The organism is Edaphobacter flagellatus (assembly GCF_025264665.1).
GTDB classification, from domain to species: domain Bacteria; phylum Acidobacteriota; class Terriglobia; order Terriglobales; family Acidobacteriaceae; genus Edaphobacter; species Edaphobacter flagellatus.
The window spans coordinates 936,348-963,314 of the sequence record NZ_CP073697.1 but is presented as its reverse complement, the minus strand read 5'-3'; the positions used below and the strand labels follow the sequence as shown (position 1 = coordinate 963,314).

The 26,967-nt window shown below is 59.0% G+C and carries 20 protein-coding genes; 11 read left to right on the top strand and 9 right to left on the bottom strand.

Features of this window, described 5'->3' with window-relative positions; genetic code table 11:
* Positions 1-9 precede the first annotated feature (9 nt).
* Positions 10-1,212 carry a glycoside hydrolase family 88/105 protein gene (locus KFE13_RS03990; RefSeq protein ID WP_260705886.1) on the top strand — a complete coding sequence of 401 codons (1,203 nt, stop codon included), beginning with the start codon at positions 10-12 and terminating at the stop codon, positions 1,210-1,212.
* Positions 1,213-1,282: 70 nt separating this feature from the next.
* Here the strand turns inward: KFE13_RS03990 and KFE13_RS03985 are convergent, their stop codons facing one another.
* A complete protein-coding gene (locus KFE13_RS03985; protein ID WP_260705885.1) occupies positions 1,283-2,470 on the bottom strand; it encodes an alginate lyase family protein in 1,188 nt (395 codons plus the stop codon).
* A 194-nt stretch (positions 2,471-2,664) separates the two neighbouring features.
* On the opposite strand from KFE13_RS03985, the gene KFE13_RS03980 reads away from it, so the two are divergent.
* The 5 genes from KFE13_RS03980 (at position 2,665) to KFE13_RS03960 (ending at position 14,343) form a co-directional block, all read left to right on the top strand.
* Entirely contained in the window at positions 2,665-5,151 is a 2,487-nt protein-coding gene (locus KFE13_RS03980) for a 3-hydroxyacyl-CoA dehydrogenase/enoyl-CoA hydratase family protein (RefSeq protein ID WP_260705884.1), read from the top strand.
* Between the two features lie 18 nt (positions 5,152-5,169).
* Positions 5,170-6,351 (top strand): acetyl-CoA C-acyltransferase, encoded by a 1,182-nt coding sequence (locus KFE13_RS03975; RefSeq protein WP_260705883.1) that lies wholly within the window; start codon positions 5,170-5,172, stop codon positions 6,349-6,351.
* A 23-nt stretch (positions 6,352-6,374) separates the two neighbouring features.
* The gene (locus KFE13_RS03970) at positions 6,375-8,186 is read left to right on the top strand and encodes an acyl-CoA dehydrogenase family protein (protein ID WP_260705882.1); all 1,812 of its coding nucleotides are present in this window, start codon (positions 6,375-6,377) and stop codon (positions 8,184-8,186) included.
* Positions 8,187-8,313: 127 nt separating this feature from the next.
* Entirely contained in the window at positions 8,314-11,289 is a 2,976-nt protein-coding gene (locus KFE13_RS03965; protein ID WP_260705881.1) for an Ig-like domain repeat protein, read from the top strand.
* Between the two features lie 231 nt (positions 11,290-11,520).
* Positions 11,521-14,343: a protease pro-enzyme activation domain-containing protein gene (locus tag KFE13_RS03960; protein WP_260705880.1), complete on the top strand. Its 2,823-nt coding sequence runs from the start codon at positions 11,521-11,523 to the stop codon at positions 14,341-14,343.
* 794 nt (positions 14,344-15,137) lie between these two features.
* On the opposite strand, the gene ppk1 is transcribed toward KFE13_RS03960, so the two are convergent.
* On the bottom strand, positions 15,138-17,318 hold the full coding sequence (ppk1, locus tag KFE13_RS03955) for a polyphosphate kinase 1 (RefSeq protein WP_260705879.1): 2,181 nt from the start codon (positions 17,316-17,318) through the stop codon (positions 15,138-15,140).
* 135 nt (positions 17,319-17,453) lie between these two features.
* On the opposite strand from ppk1, the gene KFE13_RS03950 reads away from it, so the two are divergent.
* The 4 genes from KFE13_RS03950 to KFE13_RS03935 all read left to right on the top strand — a co-directional run bounded on the left by KFE13_RS03950 (position 17,454) and on the right by KFE13_RS03935 (position 19,045).
* Complete coding sequence (locus tag KFE13_RS03950; RefSeq protein ID WP_260705878.1) at positions 17,454-18,035, top strand: RNA polymerase sigma factor; 582 nt, start codon at positions 17,454-17,456, stop codon at positions 18,033-18,035.
* Between the two features lie 32 nt (positions 18,036-18,067).
* The gene (locus KFE13_RS03945) at positions 18,068-18,397 is read left to right on the top strand and encodes a hypothetical protein (RefSeq protein ID WP_260705877.1); all 330 of its coding nucleotides are present in this window, start codon (positions 18,068-18,070) and stop codon (positions 18,395-18,397) included.
* Positions 18,398-18,442: 45 nt separating this feature from the next.
* Entirely contained in the window at positions 18,443-18,640 is a 198-nt protein-coding gene (locus KFE13_RS03940) for a hypothetical protein (protein WP_260705876.1), read from the top strand.
* 96 nt (positions 18,641-18,736) lie between these two features.
* Positions 18,737-19,045 carry a hypothetical protein gene (locus KFE13_RS03935; RefSeq protein ID WP_260705875.1) on the top strand — a complete coding sequence of 103 codons (309 nt, stop codon included), beginning with the start codon at positions 18,737-18,739 and terminating at the stop codon, positions 19,043-19,045.
* A 62-nt stretch (positions 19,046-19,107) separates the two neighbouring features.
* Here the strand turns inward: KFE13_RS03935 and KFE13_RS03930 are convergent, their stop codons facing one another.
* The 5 genes from KFE13_RS03930 to KFE13_RS03910 all read right to left on the bottom strand — a co-directional run bounded on the left by KFE13_RS03930 (position 19,108) and on the right by KFE13_RS03910 (position 24,303).
* The gene (locus KFE13_RS03930; protein ID WP_260705874.1) at positions 19,108-20,058 is read right to left on the bottom strand and encodes a COX15/CtaA family protein; all 951 of its coding nucleotides are present in this window, start codon (positions 20,056-20,058) and stop codon (positions 19,108-19,110) included.
* Positions 20,059-20,076: 18 nt separating this feature from the next.
* Positions 20,077-20,931 (bottom strand): pyrroline-5-carboxylate reductase, encoded by an 855-nt coding sequence (proC, locus tag KFE13_RS03925; RefSeq protein ID WP_260705873.1) that lies wholly within the window; start codon positions 20,929-20,931, stop codon positions 20,077-20,079.
* A 27-nt stretch (positions 20,932-20,958) separates the two neighbouring features.
* The gene (locus KFE13_RS03920; RefSeq protein ID WP_260705872.1) at positions 20,959-22,758 is read right to left on the bottom strand and encodes a DUF885 domain-containing protein; all 1,800 of its coding nucleotides are present in this window, start codon (positions 22,756-22,758) and stop codon (positions 20,959-20,961) included.
* Positions 22,759-22,812: 54 nt separating this feature from the next.
* A complete protein-coding gene (locus KFE13_RS03915) occupies positions 22,813-23,775 on the bottom strand; it encodes a sigma 54-interacting transcriptional regulator (RefSeq protein ID WP_260705871.1) in 963 nt (320 codons plus the stop codon).
* A gap of 102 nt (positions 23,776-23,877) precedes the next feature.
* Entirely contained in the window at positions 23,878-24,303 is a 426-nt protein-coding gene (locus KFE13_RS03910) for a BrxA/BrxB family bacilliredoxin (RefSeq protein ID WP_260705870.1), read from the bottom strand.
* Between the two features lie 173 nt (positions 24,304-24,476).
* On the opposite strand from KFE13_RS03910, the gene KFE13_RS03905 reads away from it, so the two are divergent.
* Positions 24,477-25,535 (top strand): UDP-N-acetylmuramate dehydrogenase, encoded by a 1,059-nt coding sequence (locus KFE13_RS03905; RefSeq protein ID WP_260705869.1) that lies wholly within the window; start codon positions 24,477-24,479, stop codon positions 25,533-25,535.
* Here the strand turns inward: KFE13_RS03905 and KFE13_RS03900 are convergent.
* Together KFE13_RS03900 and modB are read right to left on the bottom strand one after the other, a co-directional pair.
* Positions 25,532-26,266 (bottom strand): ATP-binding cassette domain-containing protein, encoded by a 735-nt coding sequence (locus KFE13_RS03900; protein WP_260705868.1) that lies wholly within the window; start codon positions 26,264-26,266, stop codon positions 25,532-25,534. The two genes, KFE13_RS03905 and KFE13_RS03900, sit on opposite strands and share 4 nt — an antisense overlap.
* Positions 26,256-26,942, bottom strand: coding sequence for a molybdate ABC transporter permease subunit (gene modB / locus KFE13_RS03895; protein ID WP_260705867.1), 687 nt, complete (start codon positions 26,940-26,942; stop codon positions 26,256-26,258). Before modB ends, KFE13_RS03900 begins: the two co-directional genes overlap by 11 nt.
* Positions 26,943-26,967 lie beyond the last annotated feature (25 nt).

Here is a 26,967-nt window from a genome sequence, read left to right as displayed (position 1 = left end):
TACTTTGTTATGTCAGTTGTTGAATTTTGTCCGATGTCGTCTGCGTGGCGCAGAGCCAGTGCAGTTGGTTTGATTGCGCTTGGCCTGGTTGGTTCCGGTTCCTATGTGCTTGCACAGGCACCTGTGCCGCCTGATTCGAAGATGACAGGGGACGCACCCGACGATCCAGGGCCCCTGGCCACCGATATCTCCGCTGAGCTGAAACCGAAAGCGATCCAGGCGGTGATTAAAAAGGTGGGTGACTGGCAGGTGAAGGCTGCCGAGCCGCACTTCAACCGGCTGTGGACGTATGCGGCGCTGTATGACGGCCTGATTGCCGCGTCGAATGCAACGGGCGAGAAGAAGTTCAGCGATGCCGTATTGAAATATTCTGAGCAGCAGAAGTGGGAGCTGATCGACAGCCGCTTTCCGCACGCGGACGACATGGCGATCGGCAAGGCCTACATGGCGTTGTATCTGGCCGATGCGAAGAGCGCTCGCAAGCCTGTGCGCATGGCCAATACGAAGGAGAATCTCGACCGCCTGGTCGTTCGTCCCGATGAGGCGAAGCTGTTGTGGTGGTGGTGCGATGCGCTGTACATGGCACCTCCAGTGCTTGCTCGCATGTACGTTGCAACCGGCGACAAGAAGTACCTGGACTACATGGATCATGAGTGGTGGCTCACTTCAGACAAGCTCTACAATCAGCAAGACCATCTCTACTTCCGCGATGAGCGCTACCTGACGCAGAAGCAGGCCAACGGCCGTAACCTCTACTGGTCGCGCGGTAACGGCTGGGTGATGGGTGGACTGGTGAAGGTGTTAGAGATCATGCCGAAGGACTACCCCACCCGCGCCAAGTACATCGAGCAGTTCAAGCAGATGGCCGAAGAAGTGAAATCGATCCAGGGCGAAGACGGACTGTGGCGCTCCGGCCTGCTCGATCCGGGTGCGTACGATCTTCCGGAGATCTCAGGCTCGGCCTTCTTTACCTATGCCATTGCGTATGGCATCAACGAGCACATTCTCGATCGCAAGACCTATCTGCCTGTGGTCGAGAAATCCTGGACTGGCATGTTGAAGCATGTCTATGCAGACGGCCGGTTGGGATCGATTCAGCCTGTCGACGGGCAGCCGGGCAAGTTCAAAGCTTCGTCCAGCCACGTCTTCGGCGTAGGCGGCTTCCTGATGGCGGGATACGAGATGAATCGCCTCGCAGGTGCGAAGAAGTAAATCCAACTTGAACTTAAAAGTAAACGCCGTCGCTCGATACAAGCGACGGCGTTTTTATGTAATCCCCAATTTATGAGATCCAGAGCAGAGGCTGGCGTATGGGGAAGTTGCGGATCACTTCAGGCACGGTGGGGTCCGGATTGAGGCGCTTCCACAGATTGATATAGGCGGCCTGGTCGTAGGCGATTCCCGAGAAGAGAAGCGCAGGATTGCGGACGGGGAAGTCCTCCCAGTGCTCGACATCGTGTTTATACGGCCACTTCGATTTGTCATCGATAAAAGGCACCATAAACTGCATCAGCTTTTTGAGATTACGTCCGTCAGGCGTGGTGAACGACCATAGGTCCTCCTGCGGTGTGGAAAGGCTTTGAGCGAGGCCGCAGAAGATATCCATGTCGAAGAGGGAGTAGCTGTAAGGCTTGGTGCGCGCAAGTTCCAAGGGCAGGCTGCCATCGGGGGCGATCTGCCCGGGAACGAGGGTATTGCGGAAGCGGTCTCGGCACCACTGCATTACCTCTTCATTGCCTGTGAAACGTGCGAACTCGCCGGCTTGCAGAACCCAGCAGGTGCCGTGATTGTTTTTTGCGTCACGCTCTTCCATGCCGTTTTTTGAGGTGCGCATCCATTCAAGATAGGACGAGAACCATCGTTGAATCTCCGGGCCGCTCTTTAGGGCATTGCCTCGGTTCAACAGGGTTGCAGCGCGTGCCACTTCGACCAGATGCAATGTGTCGATGATGCCGATGCCGCGTCCTTTGGTGACACCGAAGATGGCCTGGGCGTACTGGAGGTTCGGGTTCATCTGTGTTGCCGGATCGACAAACCAGGCGCGCAGATGGCGTTCGGCATGATCGGCATACTTCTTCTGACGGGTGAGCAGCCATGCGGCAGTGAGGGCAGGCACGATGAGGCTGAGACGGACCATTGCCTGGCGATGGCCGTTGAAGTTGGCTGGGTTGGACTCACCATCGCGACGAATATAAGGCCCTCCTGGGTTCTGGGGATCGGGCCAGAAATAATCAGCTTCGGAGAAGAAGTCGTGAGGGCCGCCTGCGCTGCGATCGCTGTGCGTCGCGGTTACGGTGACAGGAGCGTCGGAGAGATAGGCGTTAGCGGCCTTCATGATGCGCTCGCGATCCGTCGCGGCGACAAGCTGATACGCCCCCTTTGCAGGAGCAGCCCACAGGTTTCTGGTAAAAATGCCTGCGGTCAGACCACTGCTCAGCGCGCAAAACTCTCTCCGTGAGAACGTTTTCATTTGGACTGTATCTCCTTCTTTTGAACCCACTTTTTCTATGCAGGCCATCATACCGGCTTCGCTGGATGCAAGCGAAGAACTGCTTGAGAAGCATTGATTTATCAACTCTTCATGTGGCCTTCTTGACGAAATGAATGACCATTCAGTATGCTTCACCCGCGTTTAGAAGTTTGGTCAGGAGAGGCTTCATCAGCATGGACAGCAACAACTCAGCAAGCCGAACGATTCGTAAAGTGGCCGTGCTTGGCGCAGGAACCATGGGGTCGCGGATCGCGGCTCATATTGCCAATGCAGGGCTGCCTGTTGTGCTGCTCGATATCGTGCCCCCGGGAATCGATGCGGCCGCTCCAAAGCAGGAGCGCAACAGGATCGTTCTATCTGCCCTCGATGGATTGAAGAAATCGAAGCCCGCGGCTTTTTATGCCGTCGAATCCGCGAAGCTGATTACGCCGGGCAACTTTCAGGATGATATGGGGTCGATCGCCGATTGCGACTGGATCATTGAAGCCGTTGCCGAGAATCTTGAGATCAAACATGCGCTCTATGCGCAGGTTGTAAAGCATCGGCGGGGCGATGCGATTCTTACCAGCAACACCAGCGGCCTGCCGATTGCGAGTCTCGCTGAGGGGCTTCCAGCCGAAGTCAGGCCACTCTTCTTTGGCACACACTTCTTCAATCCGCCACGCTATATGCGTCTGCTTGAGATCATTCCGCTGGCAGAGACAGACCCGGCGGCAGTGGCAACGATTGCACACTTCTGCGACCAGAGGCTTGGCAAGGCGATCGTGCGGTCACGCGATACGCCAAACTTCATCGCCAACCGCATCGGTACATTCTCCATGGGCAACGCCATTCGGCTGATGCAGCAGCAAGGGCTCACCGTCGAAGAGGTGGACGCACTGACAGGCTCTGCAGTCGGCTGGCCGAAGACAGGAACGTTTCGGTTAGGCGACATGGTTGGGATCGACGTGCTGGCTCACGTCGCGCACAACTTTGAATCGAAGGCCGCTGCGATTGGAGACGAGCGCACCGACGTAAAGATTCCCGCTTTCATCGACACCATGCTCGAGAAAAAGTGGATCGGCGATAAGGCTGGCCAGGGTTTCTACAAGAAGGCGGGCAAGGACGCCGAGGGACGTGACATTCGGCTTGCGCTCGACTGGAAGACGCTGGAGTATCAGCCCGCGGGCCGGCCAAAGTTTTCCGCGCTGGAGATGGCGAAGAATGTCGAGTCTACCGCCGCGCGCGTGAGCCAGCTGCTGCACGGCGATGCCAGGAGCGACAAAGCTGCTGCATTTTATTGGCCGCTGCTGACGGAGCTGTTTACGTATGCAGCGAATAGAGTCTCGGACAAAGCGGGTGAGCCGGCAGAGAACATTGTTGAGGTGGATAGGGCGATGCGGACCGGGTTCAACTGGGAGCTTGGCCCGTTTGAGTTGTTCGATGCCGTAGGGGTACGTGCTACGACGGAGAAGATGCGCGCAGCTGGAGCTCCCATCGCCGCAAATGTAGAAAAGCTTCTTGTGTGGGCGGAGAAGAACGGCGAGCCAAATCCCAATTGGTATAAGGATGATGCGAGCGTACCCAGTGGAAGGCTCTACTTCGATCCATTCAGTGCAAGCTACAAACCTGTCCCCGCTGCTGAGGGCACAGGTTCGGTCGCCATCATCAAGAAGGCGCATGGAGTCGTGAAGAAAAATCCCGGCGCATCGGTCGTAGACCTTGGGGATGGAGTCGCGGCGATTGAGCTGCACTCGAAGATGAACGCGCTGGGTGGCGATATCGTCTCGCTGATTACGCAGGTGCTGAAGCCTGCGAGCGAGCAGGTGGCAAATTTCGAAGCCTTTGTCATCACGGGCGACTCGGCCAATTTTTCAGTGGGCGCCAACCTGATGCAGCTTCTGCTCGCGATTCAGGAAGAGGAGTGGGACGAGGTTGACCTGATGGTGAGGTCCTTCCAGAACATGACGCAGATCATCAAGTTCTGTCCGCGGCCTGTGGTTGTGGCTCCGTATGGCATGTGTCTGGGTGGTGGCGTCGAGATCAGCCTGCACGCCGCAGCGCGTCAGCCACACGCAGAGCTCTACATGGGTTTGGTCGAGGCTGGCGTCGGCCTGATTCCGGGCGGTGGTGGCTGCAAGGAGATGCTGCTGCGTGGTATTGAAGCCGGATCGAGCATTCGTCTCGATGCCCGCGGCGAGGGTGTCGAGATCTTCGAGGCAATCAAGAAAAATTTCGAGACGATTGCCAAAGCGACAGTCTCGACCAGTGCCGCAGAGGCTAAAGGGCTTGGCTTTTTGTATCCATCCGACAACATCACGGTGAACCGCGACCGCTTGGTGACCGATGCCAAGCTTCGCGCACGGGCCCTGGCGGACGCAGGCTATGCCGCGCCGGTGCCGCGTACCGATATTCCGGCTCCGGGAGAGTCGGTACTGGCTACGTTGAAGCTTGCGGTGTGGACAATGCGCGAGGGGCAGTACATCTCGGACCATGACGTGAAGATCGCGAACTGGGTAGCCTATGCGCTTGCCGGAGGGAAGGTGACGCCGGGAACGCCGGTGAGCGAGCAATACCTGCTCGATCTGGAGCGCGAAGCATTCGTGTCGCTGTGCGGCGAGAAGAAGACCCAGGAGCGCATCGCCTTTACTCTCAAGACCGGCAAGCCGCTGAGGAATTAGCAGGAAGGAATCAGCATCATGAACGAAGTCATCATCGCCTCCGCAGTTCGCACTCCAGTTGGTAAAGCTCCACGCGGAACGCTTCGCACGACGCGGCCCGACGATCTGGCGGCCACGGCTATTACTGGAGCGCTTGAGCGCATTCCGCAACTTGATCAATCAGAGATCGAGGACGTGATCCTTGGCTGCGCGATGCCCGAGGCCGAGCAGGGCATGAACGTCGCCCGCGTTGCCAGCTTTCGCGCCGGTCTGCCGGTGACCGCATCCGCGATGACGATTAATCGTTACTGTGCATCCGGCCTGCAGAGTATCGCGCTCGCGGCGGATCGTATTCGCGGAGGCTCTGCCGATGTGATCGTTGCCGGCGGCACGGAGAGCATGTCGTACGTACCTTTCGGCGGCAACAAAATCTCCGTCAATCCGTGGCTGGTCGATAACTACCCTGGTTCCTACATGTCGATGGGACTGACGGCGGAGCGAGTTGCCGTACATTACGGCATTACGCGCGAGGCGATGGACCAGTTTTCATTTGAGAGTCACCAGAAAGCTTTGGCCGCGATCGCCGCTGGCAGGTTCGATGACGAAATCGTTCCCGTGGCAGTAACGACAACAACACCGAATGGCAAGGGCAAGGCGAAGCCAGTGGAATCGGTATTCAAAATCGACGAGGGGCCGCGTGCCGATACTTCATTGGAAGCACTCGCGAAGCTGAAGCCGGTCTTCCACGCCAAGGGAACAGTGACGGCGGGCAACTCGTCGCAGACCTCGGATGGCGCGGCTGCTGCCGTTGTTATGTCGGCAGAGCGCGCGAAGTCGCTAGGCATTAAACCGATGGCAAAGTTCATCGCCTTTGCCTATGCAGGCTGCGATCCGGAGGAGATGGGTATCGGCCCGATTCATGCGATTCCCAAAGCGCTGAAGATGGCAGGCCTAACGTTGGATCAGATCGACGTGATCGAACTCAACGAAGCCTTTGCCGCACAATCGCTCGCCGTTATCAAAGTGCTCGGCATCGATCCAGCCAAGCTCAACGTCAACGGAGGAGCCATCGCACTCGGCCATCCACTCGGTTGTACTGGAGCCAAGCTTACGGCGACGTTGCTGCGAGAGATGCCGCGACGAAATGCGAAGTACGGCATGGTGACGATGTGTGTCGGCGGAGGCATGGGAGCCGCCGGAATCTTCGAGGCTTCTAACTAAGTTTTCTGCAAGGAGAAATTGCAATGGCCACAATGACGACTCCCATATCCAGCGAGAAAAAGATCATCCCCGGCGGAAGTTTCCTTATCTCAAACGCTGCCCCCGCCGACTGCTTCTTTCCTGAAGACTTCAGCGAGGAGCATCGCCAGATCGCGCAGACGACGACAGAGTTTGCAACCAATGAAATCGTGCCCCTCTCCGATCAGATTGAGGCCAAGGATTTTTCCGTGACGCGCAAGCTCATCAAGCAGGCAAGCGAACTCGGCCTGACCTCCGTCGATATTCCCGAGGAATACGGTGGCTTGGAGATGGACAAGGTGACCTCGGCCATCATTGCGGACAACATTGCCAAGCAGGGCAGCTTCTCGGTTGCCTTCTCCGCGCATGTCGGCATCGGCACCCTGCCGATCGTCTGGTATGGCACCGAGGAGCAGAAGAAAAAATATCTGCCCAAGCTCGCGAGCGGAGAGTTCATCGGCGCTTACGCACTCTCGGAGTCGACGTCCGGCTCAGATGCGGTGAATGCGAGGACACGCGCGGTGCTGTCGGAAGACGGCAAGACCTATACGCTTAATGGCGAGAAGATGTGGATCACCAACGCGGGCTTTGCCGACATCTTTACCATCTTCGCCAAGTGCGAGGTGAAGGAAGGTAAGGACGCCGGCAAGGAAAGGCTCACTGCCTTCCTGGTGGAGAAGGGAACGCCAGGCTTTACGGTTGGCAAGGAAGAGCACAAGCTCGGCATTCGTGGTTCATCAACCTGTCCGCTGATTCTTGCCGATTGCAAGATTCCTGCATCGAACCTGCTCGGCGAAGTTGGCAAGGGGCATCACATCGCCTTCAACATCCTCAACGTAGGGCGATACAAGCTGGGCAATGCGGCAGTTGGCGCAGCGCGCATGTGTCTGGGGCGCGGCATCGGATATGCGAAGGAGCGCAAGGCCTTCGGGAAGTCCATTTCGGAGTTCGGTCTCATTCAGGAGAAGCTGGCGGATTGCGCTGTCGGTGTCTTCGTCGGCGAAGCGCTGAGCTATCGCACCGTAGGCATGATCGACACGGCACTGGCAGGCGTGGACAAGCATGATACGGCTGCGATTCAGAAGGCGATTGAGGATTACGCCGTCGAGTGTTCCATCTGCAAGGTATGGGATTCAGAGATGCTCGACAAAGTTGTGGATGAGGTGCTGCAGATTTACGCAGGCTACGGTTATGTCGAGGAGTATCCGGCAGAGCGTGCCTATCGTGATTCGCGCATCAACCGGATCTTTGAAGGCACAAACGAGATTAATCGCCTGATCATTACAGGCTGGCTGATGAAGTCGGCGATGAGCGGAAAGCTGGCTCTGATGCCAGCGATCAAACAGTTGATGGACGAGGTGATGGCTGGCCCGGTTGAGAAAGAGGATCGCGAAGGACCGCTCGCGGAGGAGTTCGGACTGCTGTCGAGTGCGAAGAAGCTAGCCTTGTTTGCCGCCGGAGCCGCGACGCAGAAGTACATGCAGCAGCTTGCCGATCAGCAAGAGGTGATGAGCGCGATTGCCGATATGATCATCGAGGTCTTCGCGATGGAGTCGGCGATTCTTCGTGCGGAGAAGCTGTCGAAGAAAGGCTCCGCAGAGATTCCCGTGGCAATGGTCCGCATCTATGCCGCGCAGGCGATGGAGAAAATCGAGCTTGCGGCGCGCCGGATCATTGCGGCTGTTGCTGAGGGAGACATGCTGCGGACGCAACTCGCCATCTTGCGCAGGCTGGCGAAGCACGATCCCGCAGACACGATCAGCCTGCGGCGACAAGTTGCACAGCACGTTATTCGCGCAGGCAAATATTCTCTGTAACTATCCATTGTGACGGATCGCCCGGTGGACAGGGCATCCCACAAAAGCATCAGCGTCATTACCTCCTTTGGCCGGGATTTTGCATTGTCTTTTTAAAGCACGTTTGTAACCATCATGCGGAAGACCTATGGTTACGCGTCGCTTTGTCCATCGCCGAGTCCCTGCTTTTTTCCCGTCGCTTGCGATGGCACTTCTGCTTATTGGCATGATGACGCCGTTTCTGCACGCGCAGCGCCAGCTTGTGGCCGCACGTACGATTAGCTCCATAGAGCAGGGAACGGATGTTGTGGATGCTGGTGTTCTCCCTGTCTCGCAGCCGATGCGGCTTACCCTGCGGCTTGCGCCAACGCCAGAGCGCGCAGCGGCGCTCGACCAGCTTCTAGCGAATCAGACCAAGGTTGGCAGCTCCGAGTACCATCATTGGATTACTCCGCAGCAGTTTGCCTCCAGCTATGGCGTCACCGACGATCAGCTTGCAGCGACGACTGCCTGGCTTGCATCGCAGGGACTGTCGGTTGATGCAGTCTCTCCTGCCAAAATGCGCATTGTGGTTTCCGGCACTGCGGATCGCGTGCAGCGGGCGTTTTCGGTCTCGCTTCGCAGCTATCTGGTCTCGGGTACCCAGCGATACGCGAGTACAAACCTTCCGTCGATGCCATTGGCCGTCTCTTCCACGGTAGCTGCTGTCTCGGGGTTGGACGATATGCCTGCGAGTGCGAAGACACGTGTCGCGGCGATCTCGTCCGCTGGTGTGACGACGATACTTTCCAGCGATGCTTCTGATCCGCTTGATGCGGCGGCGTCAGCGATTGATGCCAACACCTCTCCGATTCTCACGCTGACGACAAGCGACTGTACGGCAACACAGACTGCCGCCGAGTACGAAGCCTATCGCGCGCTGTTTCGTCAGGCCAGTGCTCAGGGCATCACCGTCGTCACGTCAAGCGCATGTGATCAGACTGCCGCCACGCAGACGGCAAATCTCGCGGATGCGACGGCGATCGTCACCGCTCCCGTCAGTGCGGTCACTCCCGAGGATGCCCGTCCGGCATGGCAAGCAGCACCTGGCCTGCCGAACGATGCTCTCCGGCACACGCCTGACCTGACGGCAAGTTCGGTTGAAGACTTCACGAAGGCGCTGACGACCATCGAGCAGCAGAGCGATGGCAGGCAGGGAAACATCAATGCCACGCTTTACTCGCTTGCATCGACACCGGATCTCTACACCCAAACGGACGGCGCAAACGGTACATGGGAGTCTTCCACCGGCCTTGGAAACGTTGACCTGAAGACTCTCGTCAAGGTCTTTCCAAAGGCCACAGGTGCAATCAGCACAACGACAGCATTGACGGCAGATCAGTATGCCGTTGGCTATGGCACGCCGATCACATTGAAGGCAACGATCACGCCGTCGTCCTACGCAACCGCAAACCCAACCGGAACGGTTACGTTTACCAGCGCGCAGGGCACAATCGGATCCTCGCAATTGAGCAACGGCACGGCGAGCTTTACGGTGAGTAATCTCGATGTGGGCACTTATTCCGTGACCGCGACCTATTCGGGAGACTCAAGCTATGCCGGCAGCGCCAGCACAAGTAATGTTGTTATCACCGTCAGCATTGTGAATGCGACTCTGACGGCGGTGATCTCGCCGCAGCAGAACGTGCCATATGGAAGCACCGCGACGATCACTGCAACGGTTGCACTACCGAACTCCTCGGGATCGCCATCCGGCACCGTCTCAGCCCAGATCCAGGGCATCACCGGCAGCGTGTATTCGGCTACGCTTTCGCCAAATCCGGGCGGCAATACCGCTACGGCAAACATCAACATCGATGCCCCTTCTCCGCAGACGAATGCATATACAGTTCAGGTGACCTGCGCCGGCAACCAGGACTTCCAGTGCCAGTCGCCGAAGAACCTGACCTTCACCACGACCAAGGGCAACACGACGACGACTCTTAGTCTGTCGCCTTCTGCTCCGCTGGCGGGCCAACCGGTTACTTTGACTGCAGTCATCAATAACAACGGCAACGGCAAGCTAACCTATAGCTTTTCGGGTAACGTGTCGTTTTATGACAACGGCAAATTGATTGCGACAGCCGCGGTGGCAACGAATCAGGCCACAACCAGTCAGGCGCTCTCCGGCAATGTACAGCACAGCATTGTTGCGAAGTACAGCGGAGACTCCAACTGGAATACGAGCACATCATCACCGCAATCCGTTCAGCCTATTTTGTTGCCAGCGACGCTGACGTTGACTTCGAATACTGCGAAGTCGCTTGCTGGCGTTAATCTGATTTTGACTGCAACCGTTTATACGACGGCAACGAACTCCGTCGGTCCGACAGGCAATGTTGTCTTCTACGACACCTTCAATGGTTCGGTGGTGCAGCTGGGTACGGCCACGGCCGTGACGCCGAATGGCCCGAACCAATCGATTGCAGTTTTCTCGACAACGGGTCTTCTCGCCGGATCGCATAGTATCTACGCGATCTACAACGGTGATGCCAACTTCAACGCGGCAACATCCTCTACATTGCCGATTACGATAGCCGACTTTACCCTGACGAAGGTTCCTCAAACCCTTACGCTGAAGGCCGGTCAATCCGGCAAGGCCGTCATGCTGCTGGGAATGGTAGGTGGCTTCAATGGTACGGTCACCTTCGGATGCACACCTCCGCCCAACACAGAGACGACCTGTTCCTTCAGCCCAATCACACTGACCGGTGGCGGCAGCACAACGCTGCAGATTACGACAACGGCGGCGACAACAATAACGCAGACGTCAAAGAATCAACGCCCCGATAGCCAATGGAATTTGATTGGAGGTACGGCGCTGGCTGCGCTTCTCTGGATTGGCATTCCCAGGAGACGCGCCGGTTGGTCGAAGCTGCTTCTGCTGCTTGCTGCGGTTGCCGTAACAGCGAACTTCGGCTGTGGTACGGGCAAGACGAGCAGCGGTAGCGGCGGTGGCGGCGGTGGCACTATAACTGACCCGGGAACTCCGCTTGGCACGCTGACGTTCACCATCACGACGGCAGGCAGCGACGGCGTCAATACGGTTCGCCACACCGATCAATATCAAGTTACCGTTCAATAACGGGACATGCATCTCCTCAAAAAATGTGGTGCGTCCCGCTGCGAGCAAAACTCGTCTGTTTGAGGTAAGTTATACCTGCGCCTGAAGATGGAAGTTTCAGACGAACGAAACCTTTTTCCCAATTTTAGGTCTAAGCAGGTGTTTCCTTCATATTGGCTGCCGGGTAATGGGAGCCACCATGTGATATCGAAATGAGCGCCTCACGCTAAAGAAACTGGGTTGAGTAAGAACATGTCGATCAGCAGCCGGTTGTTTTCCCGTATCTCAGTCCTTGCATTCATGGCTTTTGGTTCATTGGGCCAGCAACTGCATGCAGCGTCGCAAAGCCGAATTCAAACCGCCATCCAGGATGGCGAGCGCGCTACGATCAACAAGACCATTCCTGCGAGAGCCCGGTTGGCAACCGACCTGGGCGAAGCAGAGGCCAATACAGCGTTGCCGCTGGTGACGCTTTACTTTAATTTGACCGATGCTCAGCAGGCCGATTTGACGCAGCTGCTGAGCGATCAGCAGAACCCGAACTCGCCGCAATATCACAAATGGCTGACGCCGCAGCAATTTGGCGCGAGGTTTGGCTTGTCGAGCTCGGATATGAACAAGGTCAAGTCCTGGCTGCAGAGCAAAGGGCTGACGGTGACCTCTGTCGCGCCCAGTATGAACTATGTAACGGTGAGCGGAACGGTTGGGCAGATCGAAAGTGCCTTCAGCACGAACATTCATGCGTTCTCAGAGGATGGTGTCGGACATATCTCGAATGTCACCGATCCGCAGCTTCCGATTGCGATTGCAAGCCTGGTTGCAGGCGTCAGAGGTTTGAACGACTTTAAGCCGCGCGCACACTCTGTTGTGCGTCCTATGTATACATCGCCGAAAGGAAATCATTATCTAGCACCTGGTGACTTCTTCACGATCTACGATGTAGGGCCGTTACTGTCGCAGTCCATCAATGGTTCGGGAATCACGATTGCCATCGTAGGACAGACCGACATCAGCACCTCAGATGTGGCGACGTTCCGTTCTTTGTCAGGCTTGCCGACGAATGCGCCAACCATTGTTACGGCAACCGGATATAGAACTGGCATCGTTAACTCCGATGTGACCGAAGCGCAGCTTGACGTGGAGTGGTCGGGCGCAATCGCTCCGAATGCGACGATCAAGTTTGTTACAGTTGGTGCGAGCAGCACAGCTTCTGTTGTTGATGCTCTGTCGTATGCAGTTTCAACCAACGCGGCTCCGATCATCTCGATGAGTTATGGCAATTGCGAGTCGGCATGGGGGCAGTCTTCGATCAACAGCATTAACCTGATTTTGCAACAGGCAAATGCACAGGGCACAACGGTCATTGTGGCATCAGGAGATGCGGGTGCGACCGATTGCGATGCTACAGGGCTTGCAAGTGGCGGGCTTGCGGTGGACTTCCCGTCCAGTTCGCCGTTTGCGACAGCGGCCGGTGGAACGATGTTCTCCGGTGACGTCAGCAACGCAAGTGCCTACTGGAATTCGTCGAATACATCGAATGGGACGAACAGTTATGCCGGTTCGGCGAAGAGCTATATTCCCGAATCCCCGTGGAATGAGTCCTCAAGCAGCACGGGGCTTACGGCCGGCGGTTCGGGCGGAGGCGGTGCGAGCGCTTTCTTCTCGAAGCCTTCCTGGCAGACAGGCACTGGAGTTCCAGCCGATTCATCGCGTGATGTTCCCGATATTTCCTTAGCAGCAGCAGCGTCGCATGATGGCTATATCGTCTGCTCGCAAGGGTCGTGCTCGAACGGGTTTACCAACGCTTCCGGCGTCTTCAATATTGTCGGTGGAACCTCGGCAGCCGCTCCCTCGTTTGCGGGCATGCTGGCTCTGCTTGAGCAGAAGCTCGGGACCGGCGGTCTCGGAAACATTAATCCGAAGCTCTATGGCATCCTGAACAGCCAGTATTACAACAACGTTTTCCATGACATTACGTCGGGCAACAATTCGATTGCCTGCATTCAGGGAACGCCGAACTGCCAGAACGGTGGCTCGATCGGCTTTTCGGCTGGGCAGGGCTACGATCAGGCCTCGGGACTGGGCTCGCTGGATGTGGCGAACCTGGTGCAGTATTGGTCGCTGGTGACGCCAACGGCCGCGGTGACGACAACACAATCATCGACAACGACTCTGACTGCGACTGCGGCCACCTGCGGGCTGACGACGAATAACTACAGCTTCAACGTGACGGTTGCGAGCGCTGGATCGTCCACGACGACGCCGACGGGAACGGTGCAGCTTTTTGTCGACAACGCGGCGGTTGGAAGTCCTGTGTCGCTCAACAATGGGACGGCGCAGATTTCTCTAGACACGACAAAGCTGAGTTCCGGATTGCATAACGTGAGTGCAGTTTATTCGGGCGATTCGATCTTCACCGGTTCGAAGGGAGCTCTGTTGTCGAATACGAACAACACGGGACTTGTTACACAGATCGATGTGGTTTCGACGACGTCGCCTGATTTTTCGATTACTCCCTGCGCTTCGAATCTGACCGTGGCTTCGGGTGGCACGGCTCAGGCGGTCACGCTGACGGTGACGCCGACGGCCGGCTTTACGGGGAGCATCAATCTGACGGCGAACTCGGATACGGGCGATCTGCTGGGTTATTCGTTTTCGGTGAAGCCGGTGACGATTACCTCGTCATCGGGTGCGGTGACGACGCAGTTTGTGCTGACGGCGACGGTGGCTTCCTCTTCGGTCAAGACTGCGGCAGCGCATGGATCGCATGGCGGTTCACCGTGGTATGTTGCCGGTTCCGGTGTCACACTGGCGGGTCTTTTGCTGGTGACGGTGCCGCGGCGCAGGCGCTTGGGAGCTTCACTGCTTGCGATTGTGCTTTCGGCTGCAGTCGTAACGGCGAGCGGATGCGGTGGAGGAAGCTCCTCCTCTTCTTCTTCGTCGTCGGGAAGCGGTGGTGGAACGACGACAACACCGGCTGCCAAGGGGACATACAACATTACGATTACTGGTACCGGATCGAGTGGATCAACATCTCGTGTGCACAGTGTGGTTTTGACTTATACGGTGCAGTAGGTGACCCCCCCTCCCCCCGGGGTGGGGAGGGGTAAGTTCTTTATTCATCATATTTTGCACGATTTGCACAGGATAAAATATTGATTTGATGTGATTTAGATATCAAAATATTGATTTATAAAGAGTTAGCCCCGGTCCTTTTGGACCGGGGCTTTTTGTTTGCTGATTTAAGTGTAGCGAAATGAGGGAAACTTATTGGCAGATTTTTGTAGGTTTATTTGCTTTGGAATGAGAGAGTTGCGATTTTTGGGGGCTTGACAGAGTTTTCGCTCCAGTTGGCGGGGTCGTTTCGCCTTCGGCTTCACTCCGGCCTTCGGCAGAGCGGTTGCCGCTTCGCGGCGGTTTTGTTTTAGAGAGCCAAGCCTAAAGGCTTGGCGTACCTAGAGGCGGTTCGTGCTTTTTGTGCGAATGATCCCGCCCATGTTGCGATGAAGCTGCGCCATGAAGGGGGCCAGCTTTGATGGCTGGGCACGAGCGGCTTCGCTCCAAATGCCGGAGGGTTGTTGTGCTGCAGTTTCACTCCAGCCTGTCACCCTAACGAGTTCGTCGGGGACCCCGAGCCTTCGGCAGAGTGGTGGGCGCTTCGCGGCGGTTTTGTTTTAGAGGGCCAAGCCTGAAGGCTTGGCGTACCTAGAGGCGGTTCGTGGCACGCACGCGGAGACGCTCTGGATGGGACGCCTGGAAAGCGGTTCGCGCTGCTGCGCGAATGGCCCATGCTGCGGAGATCGATTCGTGTTCGTTGGATGATCTATCGCGGAGTCACGATATCAAAACAGTTTGTGGTAGGTGCTGGCTTAGCTCTTTTCCTGCTTGGGTGTGGGGCCGCAGGCGATCTTCATCAGGTACTCCTGTGCGATGAAGGGGGCACCGGTGCGATGGGCGCGGATGTATTCTCCGTCGGGCTGGAGGAGGCGGGCCTTGGTGTTGTCTTTGAGGTAGGCAGCCAGGATCTCGTCGCGGAGGCGCTTCTTCAACTCGGGGCCGGTGATGGGGAAGACGACCTCGCAGCGCTCGATGAGGTTGCGGGGCATCCAGTCGGCACTGCCGCAGTAGATCTTCTCGTGGCCACCGTCGGCGAAGCAGAAGATGCGGCTGTGCTCGAGGAAGCGTCCGACGACGCTGCGCACGCGGATGTTTTCGCTCATGCCTTTGACGCCCGGACGCAGGGAGCACATGCCGCGCACGATGAGGTCGATCTGCACTCCGGCCTGCGAGGCGGCGTAGAGCGCCTCGACGGTGCGGCGGTCGAGCAGACCGTTCATCTTGGCGATGATGGCTGCCGGCTTGCCGGCGCGGGCGTGTGCGGCTTCGCGCTCGATGAGGGCGATGAGGCTGTCGGCGAGGGTGAGCGGCGCGACGAGGAGAGGATCGTAGGTCTCCGACTCGGTTTCGGCGGTGAGATAGTTGAAGACCTTCTGCGCGCCGTGGGTGAGATCGGGGTTGGAGGTAAGCAGGCTGATGTCGGTGTAGAAGCGCGCGGTGACGGGGTTGTAGTTGCCGGTGCCGAGATGCGCGTAGCGGCGAACGACGCCGTCGGAATCGCGGCGGACGAGCAGAGCGAGCTTGCAGTGGGTCTTGAAGCCGAAGATGCCGTGGGAGACGCCGACGCCTGCATCCTCGAGCTCACGCGCCCAGCGGATGTTGGAGTCTTCGTCGAAACGGGCCATGAGCTCGACGACGACGGCGACTTCTTTGGTCTGTGCGGCTTCGATGAGGGCACGGAAGATGGGCGAGTCTTTGCTGGTGCGGTAGAGGGTCTGCCGCATGGAGATGACGTGCGGATCTTCGGCACCGGCCTCGATGAAGCCCTCGACGGCCTTGTAGGAGTCGAAGGGGTGATGGAGGAGGATGTCGCGGGTGCGCAGCTCGTCGAAGATGTTGGCGGATTTTTTGCTGAGGCGCAGCTCGGCACCGGAGAAGGCCGGGAACTTGAGGGCGGGCTCCTTGACCTCGGAGTACATGTTCATGAGGCGCGAGAGATTGACGGGGCCGTGGGTCTTGAAGACCTGCCAGGGGTCGAGCTCGAAGTTCTGGCGCAGACGTTCGACGATCTCTTCGGTGGCGGTGCTTTCGATCTCGAGGCGAACGGCGTCGCCTTTGCGGCGGTTGTGCAGCTCGGTGCGTACGCTCTCGAGGACGTTACGCGACTCTTCTTCCTGCATGTAGAGGTTGGAGTTGCGGGTGACGCGGAAGGCGGCGCGGGAAAGAATTTCGTAGCCGCGGAACATGGACTCCACCTGCGCTTCGATGAGCTCGTGGAGCATGATGAAGTCGTTCCAGCCGGCTTCGCTGGGCAGGGGGATGAGGCGCGGGAGAGAGCGCGGAACTGTGACGACACCGAGGGCCGCGGGCGCGGCCTTCGCAGCGGCGCTCAGGCGAGATTTGCGGCGCAGCAGCAGCGCGATGCAAAGGGCCTTATTGAGCACGCGGGGGAAGGGATGCGAGGGGTCGATGGTGACGGGAGTGAGCAGCGGATCGACTTCGGTGGAGTAGAAGGCGAGCGCATGTTCGCGGGCGGCTTCGCTGAGCTCGTCCCAGCGGAGCACGCGAATCTTTTCGGCGAGCATGGCGGGGAGGAGAAGCTGGTTCCAGCAGTCGTATTGCGCGTTGACGAAGTCGGTGAGCTGTTTGCTGAGACGTCCGAGACGCTGCTCAGGGGTGAGGCCGCCTTCATCGATGGGCTGAGGCAGGTTGTCGCCGTCTTCGATGCGCTGCAGGGTGCCGGCGATACGGATCTCGAAGAACTCATCGAGATTGCTGGCGGTGATGGCGAGGAATTTGACGCGCTCGAGGAGCGGGTTGGTGGGGTCCTCGGCTTCTTCGAGTACACGCTGGTTGAACTTGAGCCAGGACTCGTCGCGGTTGAAAAACCGCTCGACAGGCTGGTGGGTGGCAGTATCGGCAGAGGAAGGAGAGGCGGTCTTCTTCGTTCCTCGTTTGGCGGGAGTGACTGCTGTCTTTCCGTCAGCGCTCATACAGGTCTATGAGATTACCGTACTTGCCGGTTTTTCAATGTTAACTTCCCATGACGGTCGAGGTCAGGAGGGGTAACAAGAGAAATATTTGGGTTAGATGCAATATCGGACGCCTCCGGCCGTCTTTATGAGTGAATGAACCCCGTGCCCATCGACGGCTTGCCGGTTAACGAGCAGGACAGGCTTTTGCATGAAGCGATGCAACGCGATGAGCCGCGGCTGCGCAGCTTTATTCGCAGGCATGTCAACAATTCGGGGGATGTGGAAGACATTGTGCAGGATGTCTTCTACGAGCTGGTAGAAGCGTACCGGATGATGAAGCCGATTGAGCATGTGACGGGCTGGCTGTTTCGAGTGGCGCGGAATCGGATTGTCGATCTGTTTCGGGGAAGGCGTACGGGATCGCTGAGCGATCCGGTGAGCGTGGAGGAGGATGGGCGTGCCCTGCTGCTCGAAGATTTGCTGCCTTCAGGCGATGACGGGCCAGAGGCGGTGTATGCGCGGAATGTGTTGATGGAAGCGCTGGAGGAGGCATTGGAGGAGCTTCCGCGGGAACAGCGCGAGGTGTTTCTGGCGCACGAGGTTACGGGGACAAGCTTCAAAGAGCTGGCGGAGCAGACGGGTGTGAGTATGAACACGTTGTTATCGCGCAAGCGGTATGCGGTTTTGCATCTTCGCCGGAGGCTGGAAGCGGTGAAGGACGATTTTGAGATGTAACGGAAGATTGGTTTGAAGGTAAGGAGATGGAGATGAGGGCATTCAGAGTAGAAAAGGCGGTAAAGGTGGTTCTTTGCATCGCGCTGATGGCGACGATTGCAGGGTTTGTGGTGAAAGGACTGTGGAATGCGCTGATGCCTGCGCTCTTCGGATTGCATGCGCTGACGTTCTGGCAGGCATTGGGGCTTCTGGTGTTGACGAAGATTTTGTTTGGCGGATTCCACCGGCATTCGGGCGGTAAGAAGATGTGGAGGAATCGGATGCGCGAGCAATGGGAGCAGATGACGCCGGAAGAGCGGGAGAGGTTTCGCGAGACGATGCGATGCGGGCGGCGGCCGTTCGGGTCTGCTGCGCAGTTGTAGCTGAATCGGGTTGACGAACGTCAAAAAGGATACGTCGAGGTTTCGATGTTTGAAGAAGAGAGGATTGGGGTGGCAGCGAGGAGTGCCGCGGATGGCGTCGGTCAGGCAATCCTGTTGGTTCATGGCCGCGCGGGCGTAGAGGAGCGGGTGCGCGAACTGGAGGTCGAGAACCTGAGACTGCAGCATCTGGTGGCTGAGCTGTTGCTCAAGAATCAACGGCTGCGCAGGGTGGACCAGAGTTAGCCGGGCTATCGAGCAGGGTGGCGAAGAGTAGTTGTTACTGCTATTCTCAACGCACCCTAAAAAATGTGTCGAAGCGGCACGGAGGAGATCAAAGTTATGCGAATTGTACGTTTTGGAGCAATGGCGCTTGCGGTATCGATGGCTGTTGGCGCGTCGGCTCAGGATTTGAAGACGGATGCGGAGAAGGCGGGACACGATACGAAGGTCGCAACGAAGGATGCTGCGCATGACGTGTCCAGTGGCACGAAGAAGGCGTATCACAAGACCGCGCACGCGACGAAGAAGGCGTATCACAAGACGGCTGAGGGCACGGAGAAGGTTGCCGACAAGACGGCAGACGGCACCAAGAAGGCCTACGACGCTACAGCCAACGAGACGAAGAAGGCTGTTGATAAAGTGAAGTAGAAGAGATTTTGGTAGAAGGCCCTCAGTGATGAGGGCTTTTTGCTGTTTTAAACAGACGCTTGTCAGGTGGCGGATGTTGGCGATTGCGGAGGCCAGAGGAGCTGTGCGGCGAGGGTGACGAGGGCGACCCAGTAGAGGTCGGCTCCGAGCAGGTGCAGGATCTGCATCCAGGTGGGAGCGAGCAGGATGACGTCGAGGAGGCCGAGGGCGAACTGCGCTCCGAGGAGCGTGAGGACGATGGTGGCGAGGCGGCTGGCTCCTGCACGGCGTGCCTGCGAGAGCAGCCAGAGGACGAAGGCGGCGGCGATGACGGCGCTGAGGGGGTGGACTCCGCGGAGGCGAAGCAGCCAGGGTGAGGAGGAGGAGAGGTCCTGTTCGACGGCGGCACGCAGGGAGGAGGCGGGGAAGAGAGTGTCGCCGAGAGCGGCGAGCGAGCCGCTGACGCCGACGATGATGGTGGCGAGGAGGCCGAGGAGTGTCCACGTGGCGCGCGTGCCTTTGAGGTGGAGGTTGCGCGTGAGTTGGCCTGTGCCGAGGAAGACGGCGGTGAGAGTGATGGCGGCGACCAGAAGCAGCGTGTTGCTCAGGTGGATGGAGAGCATGACGACGCGGCCGGTGGACTGGTTGCCGGTGACGTAGCCGAGCTTGACCAGCAGCGCACCGAGGATGGCTTCGTTGACCAGGAGGATGGTGGAGGCGACGGCGGCGATGCGTGCGGCCTGACCTTTGATTGTGGCGCGGAAGGTCCAGATGAGAAGGCCGAGGACGACGAAGGTTGCTCCGCCGGTCATGCAGCGATGGGTGAATTCGATGATGGTGTCGATGCGTGGAGCAAGCGGGACGACTTGCCCGTTGCAGAGAGGCCAGTGATTTCCGCAGCCTGCTCCGGATCCCGTGGCGCGAACCAAGGCTCCCCAGAGGATGACGAGGATGTTGTAGGCGACGACGAGCCAGGCGTAGCGTACGAGCGCCTGAGGAACTCGCTTTACCGGCAATGCCGTCGTGGTAGCCATGCAGCTATTTTACGAGCATCAGCCTGCGGCCAGCTCTTTAGCACGCTGGGTTGCGCGTTTAACGGCCTTGATTAAGGTGACGCGGAGGCCGCCTTCTTCGAGCTCGAGGATGCCGTCGACGGTGCAGCCTGCTGGGGTGGTGACGGCGTCTTTGAGCAGGGCCGGGTGGTAGCCGGTCTCGAGCACCATGCGGGCGGAGCCGAGCGTGGTCTGCGCGGCCAGCAGCGTGGCGACGTCGCGTGGGAGACCGACGTTGACGCCGGCTTCGGCGAGTGCCTCGATGATGATGTAGATGAAGGCAGGGCCGGAGCCGGAGAGACCGGTGACGGCGTCCATGTGCTTTTCGTCGACGACGACGGTGCGGCCGACAGTCTGAAAGATTTTTTGCGCGATGGCCATCTGCTCGGCGGAGACGAACCGGCCGGCGCAGAGCGCGGTGATGCCTGCCGCGAGAGTAGCGGGGGTGTTGGGCATGGCGCGAACGGCGGCCAGCTCGCAGCCTGCGGCCTCTTCGATGCTGCGGGTTTTGACCGAGGCGGCGATGGAGAGCAGCATCTTGGAGGGGTTGAGCGCGGGCTTGATCTCTTCGAGCAGCGCGGGTACCTGCACGGGCTTGACGCCAAGCAGGATGACGTCGGCCTGTTGCGCGGCGGCCAGATTGTCGGTGGTGACCTCGACGCCGAACTGGACGGAGAGGGCCTGTGCGCGCTCGGGGTGATGCACGGTGGCGAAGAGCTGGTCCTGCGCGAGCAGGTTGTTCTTCAGGAAGGCCTGCAGCAGGATGCCGCCCATCTTACCGGTACCCAGAATGGCTACACGCACGCCCGGCATGGCCGGGGCCGGAGCCGCGATCTCGTAATTTTCCTCGCTCATTCTAAAAGGCTATCAGAGTTGCGCAGGCTACTTCTTCGCGGACTGGGTTGCGATCCACGCATCGACCTGGCGTTCGAGCACGTCCATGGGGAGCGCGCCGGAGTCGAGCACAACATCGTGGAAGGCGCGGATGTCGAACTTCGGACCGAGCGTGGTCTCGGCTTTCTGGCGCAGCTCGAGGAGTTTCAACTGACCCATCTTGTAGCCGAGCGCCTGTCCGGGCCATGCGATGTAGCGATCGACTTCGGCCTGGATGTTGGTCTCGTCGATGGAGGAGTGGTCGTGAAAGAAGTCGACCATCTGCTGGCGCGTCCAGTGTTGCGAGTGAACGCCGGTATCGACGACGAGGCGGATGGCGCGCCAGATGTCGGCCTCGAGACGGCCATAGTCGCTGTAGGGGTCCTGGTAGAAGCCGATCTGTTTGCCGAGCCGTTCGCTGTAGAGTCCCCAGCCTTCGGTGTAGGCGGTGTAGTAGGACTGCTTGCGGAACTCGGGCAGGCCGGTGAGCTCCTGCGAGATGGAGATCTGAAGATGATGGCCGGGGATGCCTTCGTGGTAGGCGACGGCTTCGACGGAGGTGAGCAGGCGGTCGGTGGCGTTGTAGGTGTTGATGTAGATGCGTCCTGGGCGCTTGCCGTCGAGGCTGCCGGGGTTGTAGTAGGCGGCTGCCTGATCTTTTTCAATGTATGCAGGCACGGGGACGACCTCAAACTTCGCCTTGGGCAGGGTGCCGAAGAGGCTGGGGAGTTTGGGCTGCATCTGTGCGATGTAGCCCCGGTAGGCGTCGAGCAGAGCTTCTTTTGAGGCGGGGTGTTCTTTGGGATTGGTCTTGAGGGAGGCGCTGAAGCTCTTGATGTCGCTGAAGCCGAGCTTCTTGACGATGGCGAGCATCTCGGCTTCGTCGCGCTTCACCTCGTCGAGGCCGATCTGATGGATCTCGGCGGGCGACTTGTTTTCGGTGGTGCTCTGACGTACGCGGAAGGCGTAGTAGGCGTCGCCGTCGGGGAGCGCCCAGGCGCCGGGGTCCTTGCGTCCGGCAGGGATGTACTGCGCTTTGAGGAAGCGGGCGAAGCGCTGGTAGGAGGGAAGGACGCTGGTGGAGATGGCGTCGAGCATCTCGTCGGAGATGCGCTTCTGGTCGGCGGCGCTGATGGAGGCGGGGAACTTCTTCAGCGGGCGGGCGAAGGGGCTGTCGGCGGGCTTCTGATTGGCGAGTGTTTCGGTCTGGGTGAGGACTTTCTCGAGCAGGTAAGCCGGTGGGATGCGGTGCTCGTCCATGCCGAGCATCATGTTGGTCATGTTCTGCGAGAAGACGGCGGGGATCTTCTTGAGGCGGGCGATGTAGTCGTCGTAGTCCTTGATGGTTTCGAAGGAGAGGCTGTCGACGAGACGAGGTAGCTCGGTGTGGAAGCCGCTGAACTGGTTGACGGGCATCTCCCATTCTTTGAAGGCAGCGGCCTCCTGGTCGTCGGTCAGCTCGTGCAGCATCAGGTCGCGGGAGAGGACTTCCTGATGGGAGAGGCCGGTGACGTCGATCTCGCCGATGCGCTGGAGGTAGGCGCGGCCGCGGGCGAGGGAGGCGTTGACCTCGGCGATGGAGTAGTCGGAGAGCTGGTCGTTGTAGCGCTTGTCGCCGAGGAAGGAGGCGTACTCGGGCGAGTGCTTGAGGCGGTCTTCCCAGATTTCGTTCAAGAGGGCGGAGAGCGTCTTGCTGCGGGCCTCGACGGAGGCGGAAGCGGGCTGCTGGGCTGGCTGCTGGGCGGGGAGAAGGGAGACCGCGAGGCAGCTGGCGGCGACGAACGACAGGGAGGAAAAGAGCTTCTTCACGGACACCTCAGGCGGAGAGAACTACGTCGTGCCAGTGTACGTGGAGCGGCCGGGTTATCTCAAAAGCGGGATTCGCTCGGGCGCGGTGCTGTCGAGCATGCGGTAAAGGGTGGAGCGGCTAATGCCGAGCATCTCGGCGGCGCGAACCTTGTTGCCGGAGCAGGTCTTGAGGACGCTGAGGACGTGCTGCTCGACGACGTCCTGCAGCTTTGCCGGAGCTGCGGCGGGTTCGTCGTTAGAGGAGATGGAAGAGGGCGATGCGAGTGGGAGGAGCGGGTGCAGGTGATGCGCTTCGAGCGTGTCTCCATCGCACGAGAGCACGGCGTTGCGCAGAAGGTTTTCCATTTCGCGCACGTTGCCGGGCCAGTTGTGCTGCTGGAGGCGTGCGATGGCGTGGGCGGTGATGGAAGCAATGTCTTTGCCGTAGAGCGAGGCGAAGCGGCGGAGCAGATAGAGGGCAAGCGGCGGGATGTCGTCGGGACGCCGGCGCAGCGGTTCGATGACGATCTCGATGGTGGCGAGGCGATGGTAGAGGTCGGAGCGAAAGCGGCCAGCGGCGATGAGGCGTTTGAGGCTCTGCCTGGCGGAGGCAATGATTCTGCGGTGCGAGCGCAGGTATGCGCGGTCGCCGATCAGATGGAGGAGATGCGCCTGGGTTTGCAGGGGAATTTCGTCGACGCCGTCGATAAAGATGGTGCACGGACGTTGGGTTTGTATTGCCTGCCAGGAGGCGGTGCTATGGCAGAGGATGAAAGGAGATGCTGCATTCGTGCTGCGATGGTGGAGTTTGCGCGCGACCAGCTCTTTGCCGGTTCCGATTTCGCCGTGGATGAGGACGGTGCGGAAGTGTGGCCCAATGCGCTCGATCTGCAGGCGAAGGCGTTCGGTTGCTGCACTTTCGCCGATCAGGTCGAAGCAGGGAGATTCTTCGGCGGAATAGCTGGGCAGTGCCGGATGCTGATCCAATGCAGCTGCAGCACTCGATGGGTTGCCGAGAGATGAGGCGGAGGCCGACATTACCGGCTTTATCGGCAGACGGAGCGAACAGATGAGAGGGGTTTAACAGAAAACCGGACATGGTTGCGCCATGTCCGGTTCAGAAGCGTGGTGGTGCGGTGCTTACGCGGTGGTCTTGGTGCAGTAGGTGTCGAAGGCGCGTGCAAGTTCCTGAGCGATGGCCGGAGCGGTCGAGGTCTCGATCGCCGAGCGCTGCATCAGGTAGACGAGCTGGCCGTCGCGCAGGATGGCGATGGCCGGAGACGTGGGCGGATGTCCGCCGAAGTAGCTGCGTGCGCGCTCGGTGGCTTCGCGGTCCTGGCCGGCGAAGACAGTGATGGAGTGATCGGGCTTGGCCGCGTGCTGCATCGCCATACGAACGCCGGGACGCATCTTGCCGGCGGCGCATCCGCAGATGGAGTTCACGACAACCATTGTGGTTCCGGGCTGCGCCAGAGCTGTATCTACGTCTGCCGCGCTGCGAGCCTCGCCGATGCCAGCGCGGGTGAGCTCTTCGCGCATGGGGATGACCATAATCTCTGGATACATTTGTTTCTCCCTTGGAGACGGACAGAATTGCAGGTGCAATGCTCCGTCTCAGCCGGTATTCGGCTTTTTCGATTGTAAAGGTATGTTGCCGGCTCGCCAAACGCGAGGCGGGGCGAGAGGCGCAGGTGGCGATGATCTGCTTTGTCCACAGGCACTTTGATATCTTGAGACCCGTGCCCCATTCCCAGGTCGATATCCGGCAGAATGTTCCGCTCGCTCCTTATACGACGTTCGGGATCGGGGGCGCGGCGCGCTATTTTGCCGAGGTTCACACAGAAGAGGAACTGCTGGAGGCGGTGGACTTTGCCCGTGAGCAGGAACTGGCTCTCTTTACGCTGGGCGGAGGCAGCAACCTGCTGGTTGGCGATGCTGGTTTCGATGGTCTTGTGCTGCACATCGCCATCCATGACCCGACGAAGATTACGATCGATGGCGATTTTGCGATTCACACGGTTGCGGCTGGCGTGGTGTGGAACGATTTTGTGCTCTCCGTTTGCGAGGAAGAGATCAGCGGTATTGAGTGCCTTGCGGGCATACCGGGTTCTGTAGGCGGAACGCCGGTGCAGAACGTCGGCGCGTATGGGCAGGAGGTGGCGGAGACGATTGTCTCGGTACGCGCGCTTGATCTGAAGCGTAAGGCGTTTGCGGATCTGTCGCGCGAGGACTGCGGGTTTGCGTATCGGCGCAGCATCTTCAATTCGACGGAGCGAGGAAGATACATCGTCACCGCGGTGACTTTTCGTTTCGATATGACAATGAAGCCGCGGCTGACGTATGCGGACCTGACGAAATATTTCGGCGACAGGCAGGCTGCTCCGCTGGAGGTCTATCACGCGGTGCGTGCGATTCGTCATGGCAAGGGAATGCTGATTGTCGAAGGCGAGGCGGACTCTCGCAGCGCTGGATCGTTCTTCAAGAATCCGGTTGTGGAGCAAGAGGTACTTAAACGTATTGCCTCGGCGCTGAAGATGGATGTCGACTCGGTTCCTCACTGGCCAGCGGATGCAGGCAGGGTAAAGCTGCCTGCTGCGTGGTTGCTGGAGAAGGCAGGTTTTGTGAAGGGATTCACGATGGGCCATGCGGGGATTTCGTCGCGGCATACGCTTGCGCTGATCAATCGTGGGGATGCGAAGGCGGCGGATATCTTTGCGCTGCGGGATACGATTCAGGCGCAGGTGAAGGCCGAGTTTGGGATTGTGCTGGAGCAGGAGCCGGTTCAACTGGGTATCTAACGAAGCTGGTTCAGCAGGCGTGCGCGTTCTTCGGCAAGGACTTCGGAGGGCGGACCTTGTTGGACGATTCGGCCATTGCCGATTTTGATGATTTCTTCGCCCAGTTGAAAGGCTTCGCCGAGATCGTGGGTGACGGAGAGAACAGGGATCTCGTATTGCGAGGCCCAATGCTTCAGCCTGACGGTGATGGTGTCGCGCGTTGCGATATCGAGTCCGGAGAAGGGCTCGTCGAGTAGCAGTAATGGCTTGGCTGGATCGGCAGAGGTAATGGCAGAGACCAGCGTGCGTGCGGCGGAGACGCGCTGTGCTTCGCCTCCGCTGAGGTCGCTGGGCATTCTGCTGGAGTGGCCGTCTACCTGAAATGAGGCGAGGATTTTATTGGCGATGTCGAGCTCGTCGGTGGACTTTGCGTTGCGGTCGCTGCCGTAGAGGATGTTTTTGAGAACGGTCATGTGCGGGAACAGCTTTGCGGTTTGTCCGGCACTTCGCACGGGCCGCAGGTGTGCGGGGATGGAGTGTTTTTGGGATGCGTCGAAGAGGGGAGTGCCTCTGTAGAGGATGCGGCCTTCATCGGGCTGTACAAATCCGGCGATGGAGCGCAGCACGGTTGTCTTGCCGCTGCCGGATGGGCCGAAGAGTACGGTCCAGGGCTTCGTGAGGGAGAACCCAATGTCGAGCGCAATGGCGCCGATGCGGTGCCTGATTTGAATGTTGAGCAGGCTATCGGACAATGTCGGCCTGCCTTCCGTCGGTTTTGCGCAAGGCGGGAAGCAGGTAGATCGTCAGCAGAGCTGCGAGCGAGAAGACGAGCAGAAGCAGAGCGGTGCGATTGGCTGCGGCGTAGTTGAAGTCCTGCACCTGGTCGTAAAGCGAGATGGAGAGTGTGCGGGTTGCTCCAGGGATGTTGCCGCCGAGCATCAGTACGACGCCGAATTCGCCGACGGTGTGAGTGAATGCGAGCACGGTGCTGGTCAGGATGGCGGCCCGTGATAGCGGCAGGACGATGGAGGAGAAGATTTTCCGCGGGGAGGCTCCGAGGCCTGCGGCGGTTTCGAGGTAACTGCGGTCGACGGCTCGGAAGCCAGCTACGAGCGGCTGGACGGCAAAGGGCAGGCTGTAGAGGATGGAGCCGACGAGGAGTCCGGAGAAGCTGAAGGCGAACGGGTGTCCGAAGAGGCGGATCAAGAGCCGTCCGGGTGCGGTGAGCGGACCCAGCGCGATCAGGAGATAGTAGCCGAGGACGGTTGGAGGAAGGACCAGAGGCAAAGCGACGACGGCCTGCACGAGCGCGCGAGCGGCGCTATGGCCTGAGGCGATCCACCACGCAATCGGCAGCGCGATGACCAGCAGAATGGTGGTTGTGCTTACCGCCAGACGCAGCGTCAGCCAGAGAGCTTCACTATCCATACAGCGAAAGTCTACACATTGCGCA

Coding starts and splice junctions, on each gene's coding strand:
- KFE13_RS03940 (WP_260705876.1), top strand. CDS start 18,443: ATGTTTGAAGAAGAGAGGATTGGGGTGGCAGCGAGGAGTGCCGCGGAT.
- KFE13_RS03970 (WP_260705882.1), top strand. CDS start 6,375: ATGGCCACAATGACGACTCCCATATCCAGCGAGAAAAAGATCATCCCC.
- KFE13_RS03975 (WP_260705883.1), top strand. CDS start 5,170: ATGAACGAAGTCATCATCGCCTCCGCAGTTCGCACTCCAGTTGGTAAA.
- KFE13_RS03915 (WP_260705871.1), bottom strand. CDS start 23,775: ATGTCGGCCTCCGCCTCATCTCTCGGCAACCCATCGAGTGCTGCAGCT.
- KFE13_RS03980 (WP_260705884.1), top strand. CDS start 2,665: ATGGACAGCAACAACTCAGCAAGCCGAACGATTCGTAAAGTGGCCGTG.
- KFE13_RS03965 (WP_260705881.1), top strand. CDS start 8,314: ATGGTTACGCGTCGCTTTGTCCATCGCCGAGTCCCTGCTTTTTTCCCG.
- KFE13_RS03910 (WP_260705870.1), bottom strand. CDS start 24,303: ATGTATCCAGAGATTATGGTCATCCCCATGCGCGAAGAGCTCACCCGC.
- KFE13_RS03945 (WP_260705877.1), top strand. CDS start 18,068: ATGAGGGCATTCAGAGTAGAAAAGGCGGTAAAGGTGGTTCTTTGCATC.
- KFE13_RS03960 (WP_260705880.1), top strand. CDS start 11,521: ATGTCGATCAGCAGCCGGTTGTTTTCCCGTATCTCAGTCCTTGCATTC.
- KFE13_RS03985 (WP_260705885.1), bottom strand. CDS start 2,470: ATGAAAACGTTCTCACGGAGAGAGTTTTGCGCGCTGAGCAGTGGTCTG.
- KFE13_RS03930 (WP_260705874.1), bottom strand. CDS start 20,058: ATGGCTACCACGACGGCATTGCCGGTAAAGCGAGTTCCTCAGGCGCTC.
- modB (WP_260705867.1), bottom strand. CDS start 26,942: ATGGATAGTGAAGCTCTCTGGCTGACGCTGCGTCTGGCGGTAAGCACA.
- ppk1 (WP_260705879.1), bottom strand. CDS start 17,318: ATGAGCGCTGACGGAAAGACAGCAGTCACTCCCGCCAAACGAGGAACG.
- KFE13_RS03950 (WP_260705878.1), top strand. CDS start 17,454: ATGAACCCCGTGCCCATCGACGGCTTGCCGGTTAACGAGCAGGACAGG.
- proC (WP_260705873.1), bottom strand. CDS start 20,931: ATGAGCGAGGAAAATTACGAGATCGCGGCTCCGGCCCCGGCCATGCCG.
- KFE13_RS03935 (WP_260705875.1), top strand. CDS start 18,737: ATGCGAATTGTACGTTTTGGAGCAATGGCGCTTGCGGTATCGATGGCT.
- KFE13_RS03990 (WP_260705886.1), top strand. CDS start 10: ATGTCAGTTGTTGAATTTTGTCCGATGTCGTCTGCGTGGCGCAGAGCC.